The organism is Pseudomonas sp. FBCC-B545, from assembly GCF_059134095.1.
In genome coordinates this window covers 2,074,696-2,091,050 of the sequence record NZ_CP101441.1, presented here as the reverse complement: position 1 = coordinate 2,091,050, position 16,355 = coordinate 2,074,696, and the positions used below count along the sequence as shown (strand labels likewise).

15 protein-coding genes are annotated in these 16,355 nt (G+C 54.3%); 6 read left to right on the top strand and 9 right to left on the bottom strand.

What is annotated here, in order from left to right:
• Positions 1-197: 197 nt before the first annotated feature.
• Entirely contained in the window at positions 198-3,551 is a 3,354-nt protein-coding gene (locus tag NMB39_RS09680) for a P-loop NTPase fold protein (RefSeq protein ID WP_494339345.1), read from the bottom strand.
• A 641-nt stretch (positions 3,552-4,192) separates the two neighbouring features.
• On the opposite strand from NMB39_RS09680, the gene NMB39_RS09675 reads away from it, so the two are divergent.
• A complete protein-coding gene (locus tag NMB39_RS09675; RefSeq protein WP_494339346.1) occupies positions 4,193-5,104 on the top strand; it encodes an ion channel in 912 nt (303 codons plus the stop codon).
• Between the two features lie 272 nt (positions 5,105-5,376).
• On the opposite strand, the gene NMB39_RS09670 is transcribed toward NMB39_RS09675, so the two are convergent.
• Entirely contained in the window at positions 5,377-5,892 is a 516-nt protein-coding gene (locus tag NMB39_RS09670) for a GNAT family N-acetyltransferase (RefSeq protein WP_494339347.1), read from the bottom strand.
• Between the two features lie 118 nt (positions 5,893-6,010).
• Between NMB39_RS09670 and NMB39_RS09665 the strand changes: the two genes are divergently transcribed.
• The 3 genes from NMB39_RS09665 to NMB39_RS09655 all read left to right on the top strand — a co-directional run bounded on the left by NMB39_RS09665 (position 6,011) and on the right by NMB39_RS09655 (position 8,271).
• Entirely contained in the window at positions 6,011-6,493 is a 483-nt protein-coding gene (locus NMB39_RS09665; RefSeq protein ID WP_494339348.1) for a GNAT family N-acetyltransferase, read from the top strand.
• Between the two features lie 470 nt (positions 6,494-6,963).
• A complete protein-coding gene (locus NMB39_RS09660) occupies positions 6,964-7,386 on the top strand; it encodes a hypothetical protein (protein WP_494339349.1) in 423 nt (140 codons plus the stop codon).
• A gap of 69 nt (positions 7,387-7,455) precedes the next feature.
• A complete protein-coding gene (locus tag NMB39_RS09655; protein WP_494339350.1) occupies positions 7,456-8,271 on the top strand; it encodes a hypothetical protein in 816 nt (271 codons plus the stop codon).
• Between the two features lie 73 nt (positions 8,272-8,344).
• Here NMB39_RS09655 and NMB39_RS09650 read toward each other — a convergent pair whose 3' ends face one another.
• The 4 genes from NMB39_RS09650 to NMB39_RS09635 form a co-directional block, all read right to left on the bottom strand.
• Complete coding sequence (locus NMB39_RS09650; RefSeq protein WP_494339351.1) at positions 8,345-9,349, bottom strand: DUF1176 domain-containing protein; 1,005 nt, start codon at positions 9,347-9,349, stop codon at positions 8,345-8,347.
• Positions 9,350-9,455: 106 nt separating this feature from the next.
• Positions 9,456-10,106: a hypothetical protein gene (locus NMB39_RS09645; RefSeq protein ID WP_046071939.1), complete on the bottom strand. Its 651-nt coding sequence runs from the start codon at positions 10,104-10,106 to the stop codon at positions 9,456-9,458.
• A gap of 3 nt (positions 10,107-10,109) precedes the next feature.
• Positions 10,110-11,471, bottom strand: coding sequence for a M48 family metallopeptidase (locus NMB39_RS09640; RefSeq protein WP_494339352.1), 1,362 nt, complete (start codon positions 11,469-11,471; stop codon positions 10,110-10,112).
• Between the two features lie 3 nt (positions 11,472-11,474).
• Positions 11,475-11,903: a hypothetical protein gene (locus NMB39_RS09635; protein ID WP_494339353.1), complete on the bottom strand. Its 429-nt coding sequence runs from the start codon at positions 11,901-11,903 to the stop codon at positions 11,475-11,477.
• Between the two features lie 173 nt (positions 11,904-12,076).
• On the opposite strand from NMB39_RS09635, the gene NMB39_RS09630 reads away from it, so the two are divergent.
• A complete protein-coding gene (locus NMB39_RS09630; protein ID WP_057024603.1) occupies positions 12,077-13,024 on the top strand; it encodes a helix-turn-helix transcriptional regulator in 948 nt (315 codons plus the stop codon).
• A 170-nt stretch (positions 13,025-13,194) separates the two neighbouring features.
• Here NMB39_RS09630 and NMB39_RS09625 read toward each other — a convergent pair whose 3' ends face one another.
• On the bottom strand, positions 13,195-13,614 hold the full coding sequence (locus NMB39_RS09625) for a tautomerase family protein (protein ID WP_046071936.1): 420 nt from the start codon (positions 13,612-13,614) through the stop codon (positions 13,195-13,197).
• A 109-nt stretch (positions 13,615-13,723) separates the two neighbouring features.
• Here NMB39_RS09625 and NMB39_RS09620 point away from each other — a divergent pair, with 109 nt between their 5' ends.
• Positions 13,724-14,605 (top strand): LysR family transcriptional regulator, encoded by an 882-nt coding sequence (locus NMB39_RS09620; RefSeq protein WP_082636710.1) that lies wholly within the window; start codon positions 13,724-13,726, stop codon positions 14,603-14,605.
• A gap of 312 nt (positions 14,606-14,917) precedes the next feature.
• On the opposite strand, the gene NMB39_RS09615 is transcribed toward NMB39_RS09620, so the two are convergent.
• On the bottom strand, positions 14,918-15,526 hold the full coding sequence (locus NMB39_RS09615; protein WP_231989012.1) for a hypothetical protein: 609 nt from the start codon (positions 15,524-15,526) through the stop codon (positions 14,918-14,920).
• A gap of 183 nt (positions 15,527-15,709) precedes the next feature.
• The gene (locus tag NMB39_RS09610; protein ID WP_494339354.1) at positions 15,710-16,339 is read right to left on the bottom strand and encodes a DUF3885 domain-containing protein; all 630 of its coding nucleotides are present in this window, start codon (positions 16,337-16,339) and stop codon (positions 15,710-15,712) included.
• Positions 16,340-16,355: the final 16 nt, after the last annotated feature.

Below are 16,355 nucleotides of genomic sequence, written 5' to 3'. Positions count from 1 at the left end.
TCAACTTTGGCTGATAGCGGTTATACCTCCTAACCGACCGACTGCCCTTCATGGTCTCGACTCAAACCGCTCCGCTAGACGTCACGACTCTAAGCCGACCCACTACATAATTGATTACCAGAGTGCTGCTAGAAGTTTCGCCTGCTTTCCTCCCCCACGTTTTGTGTCGTCAAGTCGATGCAGACGACTTCAATTTTTCACTCTTTGCCGAAAAGGGCTCTTGCCAATTTCTGCATGCGTCCCTTGTTCCCATGCTGCTCGGACAGGTTAGTGTAGATATTTGGGAGGCGTTCCTTAAGCTTGGTTACCTGGGAAGCGTACGTGTCTTTATGTTCATTAGAGATTTTCCAATCAGCGAATTGAGACGCTCTTGAATCTATAAAACTCGCTGCGGATCTTGTGCCCTCAGGATCATTGTTCATCTGCAGTAGTATCTGAAGAAGGCGTTCCTCCTCTTCAGGTGTTCTAGGGGTGATGCTCGGCAACAGCTCGCCGTATTCGCCCAGAATAAAGATTGAGGCCTCTACAGAGACTTTGAGATCGTATACAGACGGTCGAAGCATGGTGCCAGTAATGGCGCGGGTGTCTTTTTCAAAGAGGTTGAGCAGTAGCTTTGAATTCTGAATGATCGTGGAGGGCGGTTTGGCGAACGTGGCTTGTTTGACTGCAGCTATAAGCCAGACGGACATAGCTTGGTGAGCCGAAGTCTCACCCGCAAAATCGATTTTGTGGTCGATCATGTATCTCAACGCAGTTCGCTCATTGGTGCTGGCAGCTTCAATGAGGTTCGTCCATCCAGAAGCATCAATACCTATCCCAAAGCTTCGATCAAGTATGGCGGCTCGCAACTCCAGCAACTTGGCGTTGGATCCCTCAAGGGCGTGTCTCAAGAACAGCGTGTCGATATCTGGGAGCGCGGGTACTTTCTCGGATGCCAAGTTGAACGAGGTGAACCAATCAAGAAATTCATTATCCGTTAGGTCGTAGCCACTCAGCCTATCCGCAAGGGTCGAATACGACTCATAGACGTGGTCAGAGGCAACGTTTCCGATGGCTCCGACCTTAATCAGCCTAGACAGAATCGGTGCCACTAGGTGTGAAGACTCATCTTCAATTGTCAGTTTGAAGAGGTTTTCAGAGATGATCGCTGCCCGAACCAACGCGTCCAGATAATCCTGTTCGGCTTCAAAGGCCTCCTTGATGCCTGGAATCTCGCTTAGTGGTACCCCCGTGTTCAGCCTCATGTACATGACTGCAATTGAGACTTTGATGCGGTTGGATTTCACGTTAGGTAGATGCACCAGAATCAGCTGTGGTATCGCGCTGGAAAGCTTTCCGAACAGGGCTGCTGCGAACCAGACCCTATGTTCAGTAGGGTTCAAATCAATTGCCGTCGTAACTGCCGCAGTGGGCTCAACACCTAAGAAATAAGGCCTAGGGATAGTGCTCAGTATTTTTTGGCCAAAATAGGCTGTGAAACATGGCAGCCAATCGCTTTCATTGAGTGGAACTCGATTCAGCTTTGCATGCTCAGTCGCTGCCAGTTGCAGCACTGCGTCCCTCAAGCCATTGTCGTTGAGGCTGATTTTACTCGTATCAATCTTTTTGAGATCTGGATCGGGCATCACCATATGGAACAACAGTTCAGCGCCACCCATGGTCAAGGGTTCAAAGGGGGCGTTCACAGAATCCAGGTAGCTGTCGTACCTGGAAATGGTCTCTGTGTAGCCTTCAACAGACTCAGGGTCATAGGCCTCTTCTGCCATTTCTTCGAACGCGATTTTGGCAGTCGCCAGTGTTTTCTCGAAGATGTCTCTGCGTAGGCCTAACCCAATCAGTCCTTTGATGGATTCAAAGTAACCGGGTTCTGTGCTTACCGTATTTAACTGATCCCCATTCCCGAATTTCGCACTCACGTGCGGCAGCAGGTCATCAATGCTGCATCCCTCCATTTGAGACGCTTGATGGAGGGTTTTCAGAAGACTGACCGGGGAAACGGGTGTCTCCAAGCGGCGAACAAAAGAGTCCTTGAACCCAAAGTAAGGGACAAGTGCGGCGAGCCTTTTACCGTCTTGGGAGTCGATAGCATCTTCAAGTGGCTGGTCGATCAGCTCAGCGATGGCGATATCCGAAGATGTCTGGAAATGGATCTGTAGGATCTGGATGGGCCAGCCTGTTTTCATGTCCTCTCCCAGAAGTGCCTTCAGGGAGCGTTTGGTTTTATCGATGTTCAGCGCCACGGCTTGGGCGGTTTCATCTTCAGCCTCTGTGGCGCTCTTAGCGCTCTCACCGACCGTCGGAGCATCTGGGTCTTTCAGCATCTCCTCGATGGCCACGCCATTATATTTACAGATTGCCAGGTAGGCAGCGATGCAGACTACGCTTGGTCTATCTGCAGTGACCAGCAGTGTGGTTGCGATGTCGTTGATGAATCTTTTCTGTAGGCGAGGAGTCACCAACCCGCCAGCCATGGGGCTATGACGCTGGAGAATCACGCTGCACGCATCAGCATCCAACAGGTTGGATGCACCAAAACTCTCACTCCAAAGTTTCCTGAATGCATCTTTCCAGCCGGATGTGATGATCGGCGGGGTACGGAACACCACAGGGAACTTTTTGGCGATGAAGTCCTTCGAGTCGTAGCTCTGCTCGTTGTCACCATTGAGATATTTGGATACCTTTGTGGAGCAGAATGGCACTATGACACTGAGATTTTCCTCGCCTGTGACGGACGTGAAAATTTCTAGATCGCTCCATACTGCTCGTAAGACATCCCGTGGGAGCCTGTCCAAGTTATCGATCACAATGATGATGTGGTAATCCTTCACTGCATGTAGCTGCTTCCGGAGGGCCTGCTTCAAATCGAGAGGGCTTACCTCTTTGCTGACTTCGATAGTTTCGGTGATTCGATCATCGGAGCTGCCTTTGAGCAGACTGGCCAAGTTCCAGCGTTTCTTAGGATCCTCTTCTCGTCGGCTAGCCAGATACGCGAACAGGAGAATAATGCCAGGCGCTGTGCACGCCAGCAGGTAAAGAGCATGGAGCCCTAGGGCGAGAGAATCGCTGCCATGAAGGCGAATTAGATAGTCACGAATAAAGGTCGGCGTAAGTACACCACTTGCGATCAGTAGCACTGCCCAGATACTGATATGACTGCGGGTGTCCTTCGTGTAGCTGTAGTGCCGACCTAAGGCGATGTCGCGGCTGGTTTCGACCTCCGCGATTTGCTTTTCTCGACCCAATGTCTTGAGCAGTTCTGTCACTTGCTCGGTCAGTTGTTGGATAAAATTGCTTTTGATAGAGCCTTGATAATTCTGCTCGCAGTCAAAGAGCCACAGCTTCGTCTTCGACTTCTCCGTAACGATCTTCTTTTCGAGCATCTGAAGGATCGAGCTCTTCCCTGAACCGAATTCACCGTCCAATCCAATCACCCGGTGATTGGTTTTAGGCTTTAGATAATCATGCATCGCTTGAGCCACGCGGTCGTGACTCTCGCCCTTGAAAACATCGACATCGGACGGGCTTTCATTTTGGAAGTTTAGGTTGTTCATCAGTCCCTTGCACCTCGGCCGGCCAGTACCGAATGGCCAATGGCCTCCAGCATACGACTTTGACGGCAATTTGCACCAGAGTGGTTAGATGCGTCGCGCTAGGAATGTACGGTAATCGTGCTGGATCTGGAGAGAGTTGGCAGCAGGTCTTCTGCATAGCTTACAGGTATGTCCTTTGCTGTATTCAAGGTAAAGGGCACAGCCTAAGGTTAGGCGATGATCGCTTTCGGCCGATTCTGTTGAAATAGTCGGCTTCGAATTCCACGCCAGAAAAGTACGCGCCTGAGATTGAAATCTGAATTTTTGGCAGAAGGTTCAGTACTCGGATTTCACGTAGCGCCGGGCGACAGAGGTGTTTTCATCCATCAATATTCGAGTGTTTTGGGAAAACCGACTTTTTCAACACAATCGGCCAGAAGCGGTCCTTTAGAGTAGGAAAAATAAGTCTGCCCCGTAAGTCCGTGATCCGTGCCGAATCTTCTCGAGGACGAAAAAGGACGAAAAGTGTTTTCATCTATCATTGCAGGCGCTAGCCGCCCACAGGACTTATCATGCGCGTCCTAGAAAATGCTTTGCTTGTCTAAATTCAAATGGTTCGGAGGCAATCGTCGGCAGTGTTCAATAAAATAAACGGATGGCTGTTGAGCTATCTCGCAATCGTGTTGCTGTTTAGTGGGGCGTACTACTCCATCTGGGGCGCCCGGCCAGACAGTTTTATCATTAACAGTGAACTGAACTTGGACCCACTGTCGGATATTCCGTTGCTGGCCTGGCAGGAAATGGATACTCACGCCACGACCGGTGCTCCTAACTTGGGTGAGATCAGTGCAAAGCTGGCAGGCATCAAAGCCGGAATCAACGAACTCGACCTCAAGGTAAGGTCGTTGGACCAGCAAGTCGACTCTGGTCGCGCAGAGCTCGCCGAGGTCGGCAGGCGCAATCAAACTATCACCATGGCCAATGGCGAGCATTATCGGCTGGGCATTACCGCAGAGGCTAGCCGAAGTGTTGTTGATGCCGAGCGAGTCTTGAAGGCGTTCTCGGAGCGTGACTCGTCAGAGCGGGATTATGGTGTCGCTGAAGCTAACCTGAGGGTGAAGCTTGCAGAGATGCGGGTCGTTCAGGCTGAACAAATGGCCGAGGCTTACCGATATTTCATCAGCGACATCGGGCAGTTTGGCGATCCCCAGCTTATGGCACAGATGGATCAACTGCATGACAAGACCCAAGCCCAGGCCCGTGAGCGTGAACAGGCTTGGGAGCTACTTAGTCAGAAGCGTACAGAACTCATCGACGTTGCCCAGACCTGGCGCAAACAACGCCTAGACGCCGTATCATGGTTGGATTTCCTCTTTTTCAGTATCGGTATTTCCACGACAACTACGTATGGTGATGTGGTCGGCAATTCAAGGTTGGTGCGTAGTCTGATCGCGATACAACTGTTGATCTGTGTATTCGTAATGGCGGGCTTCGTGTCGTCGGTGGTATCCAGGTCTGGACGGCGGGATGGTGGCACGTCGCTTAGCCCCGCTCCGGACATCAGAGGGTCCTAGGGGGGCTCTCGTCCTTCAAAAGAAAAGAACGCGCAATTTTTTCATTTGAATGGTGGACCTCCCCGGGGTCGAATCGGGCACCAACGAATTATGCATACCGCTTCAGCCTTCGCTGCCAATTTCTCCAATGGCGGTTGTGCCTGAGTTGAAGCGTGTTAAAAATCCGACTGTTTTCAACAGAGTCGGCCGATAGCGGTCCATCATGAGTGGCTGCTTCTGGCCGATTTCTGCCGTTCGTAAAGGGCATCAATCGGCCAACCTGACACCCAGAGTTAAACCACCGGTATCTGATACACAACCGAATCATATTTCTCCAACGTCCGCCTCTCAATGACAACTCCCCCCAAAGCTTCGGCAATACGTCGACTCGCACGATTCTGCGTCGCAACAGGGTAGACAAAGTGCTTTGCCGCCACCCGTTTGCTAGCCCACTGAACAACCGCCCGCACCGCTTCACCACCAAAGCCCAGCCCGTGTCTATCTTCACGGATCCAGATACCCAACTCCGGTGTTTCACTGCCGGTATGATGCAGCCCGACCAATCCGGTAAAACGGGCATTCACCAGCTCCCTGACCGTGAACACGATGTCGCTGCCATCCGCTATCGCAGGCAGCCACTGCCTCCAGACTTGCGCGTATTCCTCCAGAGAGGCAGGCGGCTCCCAGGACATGTAGCGAGTCAGAGACGGTGTGAGGCAAGGGAAGGACTCAGCAGCGTCCTGCTCGCAGAAGGGCTCAATGCTAAGGCGTTGCGAGAGAATGCGGAATGGGTGGGTGTCTACGGGCATTGCAATTTCCTTCCTGGGGCCGTTACTCCATTTATGCCGTGAACATACCATGCGGGTCGCTTCATCAGTATCAGGCTCCCTATACTGGCCCCCCAGGATGGTAGTTGGAGCACACCCTATGCCCGTCGCACCCAATCAAAATTCCCGCATCATTTTGGTCCCAGCTCAACAAAGCGACTTGGATAATCTTGTAGCCATTCGAATTGCGGCCATGCGCGAAAGTCTGGAGCGTGTTGGGCGGTTTGATCCGGTCCGTGCGCGGGAGCGGTTTCTTAGCGGCTTTGAAGCTCGCTACACACGTTACATCGAGGCAGCTGGAGAGAGGGTGGGGTTCGTAGTGGTCAAACATCACCACAATGAACTCTTGCTCGACCACTTGTATGTAAGGCCGAGCGCGCAACGATCAGGGGTGGGGTCTGCTGTTCTCACGCAGATTTTCAAAGAGGCGGATGCAGCTGCGCTTCCTATTAAAGTGGGGGCTCTCAAAGAAAGCGCTTCGAATCGCTTTTATACCCGCCATGGCTTCCAATTCATCGAAAGCAGTGAGTTCGACAATTATTATGTTCGCCAGCATATTCCGGCGATTGGCCCAGCTTGCTAGCTGGATATGATGCACCTCGACGTACGCAAAGCTTTGCCTTTTCAACAGACTCGTTTTCAGCTTGGCCAGCCGGGTTCAAGCGCTGCAACGCGACCAGGCACTGGCCACCGTCCAACAGAATCAGTTCCTAGTCCTGACCCGCCTTTGGGGTGAACGGAGGATCTGCTGGCAAGGTCAGCGGCAGTGGTAAGGGCTCTCGCTGCGCAATTCCTCGCCACTAAGGTGATAGCCGGTAGCGGCAACCAGGACCACTGCGCAAGCTATTGAAATTGAAGGGTTGCAGGCTGGATATGTGTTAGTTCCTGCAGGTTGTGAAATCGTTATTCATCCGATGTGTCAAAAACAGCAACCCTTGGCTTAAAGAATTCTGGTTACCTGCCGCTATAGAGGTTGAGTCTTGCTGTCTTTTCTATACAAGACGACCGCACAAGGACAAGAGTCATAGTGATTATCAAATTAAAGGGATATTTATGAGATTCGCTAAACTGTTCGGGGCAGCAACTTTATTCGCCTCTATGATTGCATCTGCCCAGGCAGGCATAATCGTCACCGTGAAGGTGAAGAACTCTACGACCGGTCCAGCCGCCTACACTTTCGAGTACTTTTCAGGGAGTGTAGCCCCCTCCCCCAGTACGATTCTGCCGTCTGCAACGACAACATTTGCCCTGACCAGCGTGGCGGATACGGTTTCAGGAATGCGGTTCGTCTATACGTCAGGTAATAAGAAATGTCGTTTTGCAGCAAGCCACCAAGTCAATCCAACGACTAAAACCCCTAGCTGGACTAAAATGGGCACTAGCACTGGTTCCGAAAAGGCTACTTGCAACGCCAATATCACAGCAATTCAATCGGCGCCTCCCTATAACTACTCTGTCGAATTTGAAATCAAATAATCCGACATTTGTATAGGCACCCTAGCTGGAGATAGCGCTCGATCTATCGCCAGCGTATGGAGTATCACCATGGATATTTCGATTAAATCGTATCAAGCAAGTACACAGGCAAAGGTTTCTACCCAAGAGAAGCCTCCTTCGTCCAACCCTGTAAATTCACCTTCAGGGGATGCCGCTCTCAAGCCGACGGAGACCGTCACAATCTCCGATTCTGCACGGGCACTGTACGCATTAAGTAGTGCTGATGATAAACAAGCCTCTATGTCCACTAGGGATTTAAAAGGACAATATGCAAAAGGTCAGAGCGATATGTACAGTTTCGGGCAGCGGATTGCTGGGGGGAATTTTAATAATGAGGATCTACTTCCCAAAACAGACGACCCTGCCCGCTTGGCGTTAGGTCAGCGGTCACTGGATTACGCAATTGGGCTTTCTAAGCTCCCCCCGGAAAAACTTCCAAACCCATTTGAAGGTATGGCCCGAAACGGGCTAAGCGATATTGTTTATGATGAGTCAGGAACCTATACGGATGCAGAACGATATGCCGCCTATGGGGAGCTTAGCAAGCAGGATGAAACCTATTTTTCCAAGTTATACGCCAATATAACGAACGGCGGTGACAACAGTGAAATATTCAAAGGCATCATGGACTATTTCGATGATCTTCCAGCGGTCGAGAAAGCGGCATACCCTGATGGCTTTAGGGACGGTATAAAAAGTCTTTATCAAGAGCAGTTAGAACAATCGGGGCCGCTCGCCCTCCTCAGGCAGTCGACTGAAAACGACTCTGATAAATTGTCATCGAGCGTCTTCAACAAGGCACAATCACCGGAGAAGATGTTACAAGCCGTTTTAGAAAAAGCGATTGCTCTTTCGACGGCCTGATCAGTCCAAAGCAACCAATGTGTCACTGCACGGATCAATCAGGAACGTCAGCATGGTGGTATATCCGACAGTATCAGCTGCTTGCTTGGGTACGCCACAGCACAGGCCAATACACCTGATCCAGCCCCATGCACGGGATCATTTCAGCCGCATGCGTCAGCGTGAAACCCTTACCATCGTAACGCCAGCGCAGCGCAGTGCCACAATTACCCATACTCATCGCCCTTACCTGACTGCTAAGTTCACCCGTGGCCGGATCAAACTCTACGAAGCCCTGGGGCTCTCTTTCCGGCAGGTTTGGCACTTCGGCGATCAGCGCTGCACGCGCCTGCTCCGGGTGGTCCAGAGGCGCTTGGTAAATATTGTAGAAACAGTTGTAGGCCCCACAGCCGGTTTCGATGATCACTAGCGCTTGATCTGAACTCAATGCGTACGCTTTGGTTTTTGGCGCGGCTCCTTCATCTAGATCTTCTTGCCATGCCCTACGCGTGGCAACCACCACGGCATCCGTGATCTCTTTTGCTTTTTCCAGAGTGAGCGCGGCAGGTGCCTGCCAACTGGGCGCTATCGCAGCGGCAGAGGCTTGCGGCACGCTGCTAGCGGGCGCCGGCCCCTTAGCGATCAGTGCGTCCTGGGTGCCGACCCGGCCCTGAACCGAGTCCATCAGCAACAGCGCCGCACTCATCCCGCTTAGCGATGCGTACGACTTGCCCTCCTCGAGCGGCAGCACCAGGTAGTTCCCGTCGCGCAACTCGGTGATCAGGGCTTGGGCAGACTTACCGTTCAGCGCATACACCTCGTGGGTATCGCCTTCTTTCAGTTCGCCAGGCTCAAATTGAGACTTCAGCGGTTTGTCATCAAGTGTTGGCTGGCCGCGGGGTTTTGTATAGCTGAACACCCCGACATGCAAGGCGCCCTGAGGGCCGGCTTCACGTGTGACTCGTACGCTGAAGGTTGAAAAGCCAGTGTCATCGCGCTGCTGCACGGCACTGATGGCCGTGCATGTTCGTGTGTTATCGCAGCCGATAATCCAGTCCTTGATTTCGCGCGCCAACGGGACCTTCTCGGCAGCGTGCACGCAGCCAACGCCTGCAGCCAAAAGGAATATGAAAGTGCTTCGTATCATCAGGCGACGCCTTTGAACAAGTAAAAGCCGATTTCCCATCGTGGTCTGACCCCGTTTTTTACTGGCGCAGCGCATCGAGATGTTGTTGTGCGTGGGCTGCTTTGCAATAGGCGTTGAGGATGTCTGCGATCTGGTCGCAATCCAGGGTAACGCCCTCATGCATCAGGCCGGCAGATTGGATGCGGATCTGCGGCTGGGGCTTTTTCAGGGCCAGGGCCTGGTTGCCGAACAGCTGTCGCGCGGAGCGATGAACAGGCAGGGGCGCATCGGGACGCAACATCAGTTTCTGCACCGTCAGCCAGCCTTCCTCACTGACGGAGACGTCGACAATGTCCACCAGATCCAAGGGTGCGCTCAGGGTGTCCGCAAACAGCTGGCGGCGGGTCAAGCGCATAAACGCGTGTTGCCCGGCGTTGCGGTGCTGCCAAGTGATCAATCCACACACCACCGCTATCACCGCCGCACAGACGGTCAGGCCGGTGCCCCCGCGATTCAAGGCGAGCCCCAGCAAACCCAGGGCAATCAGAAAAAACAGCGGGCCGCGCACCTTGTACCGGCGCGAGTTGGTGAATTCGGTCTGCTCGGGTACGCGCTGGATAACTTGCTCGAGTTCGGCGATCGCACGCTCGCGCTGGGCGTCGCGGGAGTCGGCATATTCTTGGCTGAGTGTGCTGGCGAGATCCGATAGCGGATCGAAGGGTTGGGTCATGGGTCATTCTCCTTGGACGGTTGGTATTGGCGGTGATTCGGACTGCGTGGCAGCCGGCGACGCCGTACGGGTGAGTTGGCTGAACCAGTGCCGGTCGTGTTCGGTGGGCACACGGGTGGCCTCGGCCAGCAGCGTCTGATCCAGGGTTACGCCCAGTTGCTGGAGCCGTAATGCCGTCGGCGGGTGTGTATCGAAAGGGTGCGCGATGGCGTAGTCCAGTGCCGCCTCTTTCAGGCGCAGCGGCGTGTGGCTCAGGTGGTCGGCCAAGGCCTGGATCAGGTTGGAGTGACGCTCGGCGAGCAGCGTGTTGATTTCACCGTCCAACGCGATCACCCGTAACAGCGCCTGGCAGAACAGGCGCTCACCGCCGATGTTGCCACCCACCCGATCCGCGACCAATTCCTGAGCGCGGCCCCAGTGATGCACCGCCAGTTGAAAGTAATGCAGGAAACGTTGCGTCATCCAGATCGCCGGGCGCTCGATCCAGGCCGGGTCGGCATCCTCAGTACGGATAAACGCAAAGTGCAGGCACATCAGGCTGAACTGCGCACTTATCTCGCTGCCCCGCTCGGTGTCGCGGCGGCTGAAATGGCCCAGCTCATGACCGATGATCGACGCGGTCTCGGCCTGGCTCAGGGTCGAGAGGTAGGTCAGCGGCAGGTAAAGGGTACGCCCGCAGAGCAAGTCGCAGGCCGGTTGCAGGACCACATCGACGCTGGTGACGAAAAACGATTGGTCGATGCCCACCACTATATGGTCGGGCACCGGCGCGCAGGTGGCTGTGGCCAGTTGTTCAATCCATGCCCACAAGGCCGGGGCCTTGTCACGCCCGATCCTTTGCCCCAGAAGCGTCGAGGACGGGCTGCCCATGGCATCCCATTGCTGGCGCAGACGCCCGATCAACAAACATCCCGCCCACAGCACGGCAACCAGCGGCACCGCCACCAGCAGCATGGACCAGCCACCGGTCTTGAAGTGGCTCCAGCCCCAGTTCAGTTCATACAACAGGCTCAGGGCCAACGCGCCCATCAACAATCCGGTATACGCCACCAGCCAATGCCCCAAGGCGTGCCAGCAGAGGAATAGGCGGTCGTAGAGAAAATCCCTGGACTTCAGCGCGCGCCAAGCATCCAGCCTCAGCTTGAGCCACGTCGCAGGCCCGGCCACCAACGCGGCAAGGGCCAGCCAGTAGGCCAACCCAGCCAGCACCTGACGCACGCGGAGCCAGGCGTAGTCGCTGCCGATACTCTGTGCTTGGCGCAGCACGTCATCGACGCGCCCGCTTTGCACACTGGCCCAGCCCATCAGTACCAGCGGCAGCAGCCACATCGTCAGCGGCCACGACCACCGCGCGAATCGGCCCATGGCTCAGTTGGCCTGCAAATAATCGGTCAAAAAAGCCTGTGCATTGCCTTGGCTGGACAGGAACTCGTCATAGCCGACGTTCAGCGCCTGCGATTCGCCAGGCAGGTATAGCTCGCCCCAACCTCGTTGCAGCACCAGCACCACGAATTTTTGGCCGTCCACGGTGGTGGAATAGCGGGTGTCTTTGCTGGTCTTTTCCACGGCCATCTTCTGGATCTTCATGTTCCAGTCATGGTCCACGCCCTCTACTTGCACCAGCGCCTGATTGTCACTGCGCGCGCCGATGCGCAGGGTCCAGACTTTCACGCCGCTTTCGCCGGTATAGGCCAGCACTTTTTCCGCGACTTCCGGGCGGTTGTCAGCATGGGCGACTCCCGCGATCACAGCCAGAACCAAGCCCAGCAGCGCTGCCCACTTGCGATACATCAACATTTATGGCTTCCTCGACAGTTCAAAGCCAACCATTGAAATCAAAGCTGCGGCGCCTGCCAAGCGGTCCGGCCGTGGCGCACAACAATAAGGCCGTGACTCACAACAACTGATCGGGCCGCCCGATGTCGATATCATGCAACGCTGCCCACCAGCTCTGACGGACGCTTTTGCCAATGCATCGCCGCAACCCCTATATGGACACCCACTTCTGCTTCGATCACCCGGAGGCCCTGGACCAGGCCGGTGTATTCGATGCCAGCGCACGGCAGGTCATGGGCAGCGCGATCGGCCATTACCGCGCGCAGACGGTGCGGTCACACCTGCAGTATTTCGACTGCGATTTGCAGTTCCCCGAACCGTTACGCATCCACAAGGTGCTGCCCGACAGCATGTGCATCGTGCAGGTACTGGGTGGGCAATGGCAGCATCGGGTAGACGGTCGGCTAAATGAATACACGCTCGGCGCGCCTCATGTGCTGGGCTTGAGCGAAAGCATGGAAGCCATGGACCAGATGCCTGCCGGCAGCCGTGCGCGCATGGCCGGGCTGCGCATCGGCGGCGACTATCTACGCGAATTGGCCGAAGAAGACCCGTCACTCCAATCGCTGGCCAGGCTACTCGACGATGGCATGCACTTTTCAGAACTGCACGGCTGTCGTATCGTCGGGCGTTTGTTCGAGCGCCTTTATCACTCGCCCTACCAGGGGACGTTGGAACGACTGAATCAGGAAAGCCTGAGCCTGGCCGTGCTGGTCGAGCTGGCGACGCATCTGGCGCCACAGCCGGCCAAACCTGTGGCCGCGTTGCGCAGCCATGCGGACCTGGCACACGAAGCGCGCTTCAAGCTCGACGCCGACCTGATGAACCCACCCGGCACTCTGGCGCTGGCACGGGAACTGGGCGTGGGTGAAACCACTTTGAGACGTGCGTTCAGCCGGGTATACGGCCAGTCGATGCTCGATTACGTACGCCAACAGCGCCTGGAACTGGCGCGCAATCTGCTGCGCCAGGGCAAATGGCACGTGGCACAGATTGCCCACCGTATGGGCTACGCCAACCCTGCCAACTTCAACCATGCCTATAAGGCGTATTTCGGCCATACGCCAGGGGCAGAATCCTGACGTTCGCTACGACTACTCTGCCGCCTTACGCATCAGCACGCCTAAAAGCTCAACGCTCGCCGGGCTTTAGAGGCTAAGCGAGCTGACAGAGCTGCGTCTGTCCGGTAGCCACAGGCTACTACCGACCCAAAGCGGTCATCCCACCGAAGTCAGTACCTATGTGAACTCCTTTATGCCGGACGAGGTGAATCTGGGGAGTAAGGGTGATGGAGCTTGTACTCCTGGCTCAACCCACCATAGCCGTAGGCACTGGCACGGCAGTCGATCACATGGATGTTTGAGTGCGCATGTACATTTCCTATTTCTGTTGCCAACAGTTCGAAAGCCTCGCGCAGAAAGCGTGCCTTCTGGGCCTTGGTATTGGTTTCATCTGTGATGGTGACCTCCAGACGGAAGGAGTTAAGCCCTTGTTGGGCCAGCGAACGACTGTCGATGAACCACTGCGCATGAGGAAGGAACTGCACCATTACCAATGTCTGATCCGGTCGTTTTTCCAGTAGTTCACAGGTCAGAGTGGTGAGTTTGGGGACGATGCTATGGATCAGGTCAAGGTTTGGCTCGCCAGAAATCTTGAGTGTAATGCCGGGCATGTTGAACTCCTTTGCGGGTAATGAATGTCCAGCGCAGAGTAAGAAGTTGCGATGCCGCTGAAAAGCCGGAAGATATGCATCTATCTATCGTAAAAACAGCAGGATGAACATGCGACCCCTTGACTTGGATCTCTTGCGATCTTTCACCGTTGCCATCGATTCAGGCAGCCTTTCGAAAGCAGCGCCGCACTTATGCCGGTCGCAATCGGCGTTGAGCGAACAATTACGTAAGCTCGAAGCATTCACCGGGGTAACGCTGCTGGAACGGGGCAAAAAGGGGGTTCGGCCTACGCCGGCGGGGCAGCGATTGATGGCGCATGCACGAGAACTATTGGCCTTGAGTGATCGCGCTCTTGAAGACGTACGTGGAGTGACGTTCGCCGGCGAATTAAGATTGGCAATCACCGACTACTTCTTACCTGGCTCGATTGCTGAGTTATTGAAACAACTGCGCCTGAGCTACCCACGCCTTCGAGTGCATGTGTCGGTGCGAAAGAGCCTGCAAATAGAGGGCGGGGCAGATGTTGGAGACTTTGATATCGGCCTTTCAATGCGCATACTCGACGGCCGCAGCTTTCCCGAGGGTATTCCGGTGCGTCGGGAAGCATTGCATTGGGTATCAGCCTCGGGGTTAGAGCCGAAGGGTGAAGAAGATAGCGTGTTGCCACTTTTGGTGCTGCCGGAGGGATGCAGCCTCCAACGCCTAACTCGAGAGACGCTGGACGCACACAAAGTGCCTTATGTGATTGCCCATTCCGCGTCCGGAGTGGCAGGGCTGCAATCAGCACTGATGGCAGGGCTGGGCGTCGCTTGTCTGAATGCCTCCGCGGTTCCGCTGGGGGCAGAGGTTTGCCGGCCGGCCCTCCGCTTGCCGACTTTACCCGATGTTGAGTTCAGCCTGTTACCTGCGCGTGCTGGCGAGTCTCATTTGGTCGGTGCTGTACGGGAAATGCTTGCCAGCAAATTTGGCAGAGGAGTTACAAATCCCTGAGGTAAAAAACGTGGGCTTTCAATTCGGACGATGAAGGTCCGCTTCTGGCCGGTTGGTGCCTGTCGTGAAGGGACGCAGTCGGCCAATTGCAGGCGGTCCAACCGTTGCTGAGTGCACAGCCGCTCACTTTTCCCACTGGTTTAGGTCAATGGGCTTCAGGCCGAAAAAAGGCTCTGCACAGAACGAAACAGTTCGGAAAGTAACGGCTCAACGTCTCTGCGGTTGCTACGGGTTGAGAAGCAAATCCCTCAGCTACCGGTTAATACCTGCCTGAGTCGGTTGTTCGCGGTCTGGCACCCTTACAACGCGGGACTAGTTCAAACCACATTCCTTTGAAACTGGTTCGACCATGAGGGTGTCTGGCACTTTTCCTGTTTGTACATCTATCACTTCTAATGAACAGCCGGAGTCAGGAGTCGACAAGGTTATCCGATAGGTCGCTCCCGTGTGGGGGATGAAGCTGCGGATGGTCAAACAACTTTTGTGAATAAGTGACTCATCAGTGGTCTTGCGATTTTTTACGCCCGTACTGAGAGCGTTCAGGTAAATACGTCTCTCAGGTTTGATCAAAAAACGATTAATTTCGGGGTTCGACGCTGAAATTCCACCCAGTACGCCGGTCTCTTCCGTGTCATTGCAGTTGTTATCATAAAACGCGTAAAACGCTTGAGAGCCCCCAGATACTAAATTGTTACTGCCCCACTTGGCCTCCAGTGTTGCATGCGCTGCGTCCGGCGCTGGCTGCTGGTAGTGACCAACGCAACCGGTCAGCAATGCTAGGCATGAGATTACAGAGGATTTAATCAACTTCACACCGACGGCAAAAAGACTGGAAGGGAGACGAGCTGGTTTTGTATCGACCGGATTGCAGAGAACAATAGGGTTAAAGGCCGCATCGAGCAACTTTGTTGAAAAGGTCACATAAGCGAGCTTTCTGACTCATCGTGATACCTGTGAGACGGCCTTGCGGCATCCGGCCTCGACGATTGGCAGGAAGCTGCGGACGGCTGACATCGCTGCTCGCGATCGACCCCTTCCGACCCAAAGGAGACGGTGGCCATGTGGGCTGTGGGCACGATTTCAGCTCCAATGTAAGCAATGAGGCTAGCGCGCAGGCCCTGCAAATGTGGTGTCCATCGTGTGTCGGTCGTAATCCAGCAGGTATGTATGATGCAGACGATACAGCTGTGAAAGCAGATCTTTGTTGGGGCCGACCACATCCATACCTCTATCGTCGTAGGGAAAAACCATGACGTGCTTCTTCAAATTGAAGAGGTATAAAACGCAGTTGGGTTTAGGCTGAATTGCGGCAAAGTCCCTAGCCAAAGCACACCAAAGAAATGCTTGAAGCAGAGTCGCAGGCGCTTCAAATGCGATGTTGATCCAATACTCCGGCTCCCTTTCGCAAAACCATTCCTCCGGATCTATCTCCTCACTCCAGACTGAGAATTCCGTGGGTATGTTAATGTCGGCAGATCGAAGAGCGTGAATCAGGGGCCGATGAGCAAATCGGTTGCTGCCAGAATGAATGCGCAGACAAGCAACAAGCGTCGCGTCATCAAGGAAGATATCGCTGCAGATCTTTGTTGATTTTCGTAGTGCTGTTAGAAATTGCTCAATCACTCCGCCAGTTTCAGAGAGCTCAAAACGCAGACCTCCTGGATAGGAATAGAAAAGTGGCCTGGCAAATGCTTTACCCCCAAAGATCCTCTCAATTTCAAGTTGTAGATTCACTTGATCCTCATGGCTA

Coding starts and splice junctions, on each gene's coding strand:
- NMB39_RS09680 (WP_494339345.1), bottom strand. CDS start 3,551: ATGAACAACCTAAACTTCCAAAATGAAAGCCCGTCCGATGTCGATGTT.
- NMB39_RS09670 (WP_494339347.1), bottom strand. CDS start 5,892: ATGCCCGTAGACACCCACCCATTCCGCATTCTCTCGCAACGCCTTAGC.
- NMB39_RS09665 (WP_494339348.1), top strand. CDS start 6,011: ATGCCCGTCGCACCCAATCAAAATTCCCGCATCATTTTGGTCCCAGCT.
- NMB39_RS09660 (WP_494339349.1), top strand. CDS start 6,964: ATGAGATTCGCTAAACTGTTCGGGGCAGCAACTTTATTCGCCTCTATG.
- NMB39_RS09655 (WP_494339350.1), top strand. CDS start 7,456: ATGGATATTTCGATTAAATCGTATCAAGCAAGTACACAGGCAAAGGTT.
- NMB39_RS09645 (WP_046071939.1), bottom strand. CDS start 10,106: ATGACCCAACCCTTCGATCCGCTATCGGATCTCGCCAGCACACTCAGC.
- NMB39_RS09640 (WP_494339352.1), bottom strand. CDS start 11,471: ATGGGCCGATTCGCGCGGTGGTCGTGGCCGCTGACGATGTGGCTGCTG.
- NMB39_RS09635 (WP_494339353.1), bottom strand. CDS start 11,903: ATGTTGATGTATCGCAAGTGGGCAGCGCTGCTGGGCTTGGTTCTGGCT.
- NMB39_RS09630 (WP_057024603.1), top strand. CDS start 12,077: ATGCATCGCCGCAACCCCTATATGGACACCCACTTCTGCTTCGATCAC.
- NMB39_RS09625 (WP_046071936.1), bottom strand. CDS start 13,614: ATGCCCGGCATTACACTCAAGATTTCTGGCGAGCCAAACCTTGACCTG.
- NMB39_RS09620 (WP_082636710.1), top strand. CDS start 13,724: ATGCGACCCCTTGACTTGGATCTCTTGCGATCTTTCACCGTTGCCATC.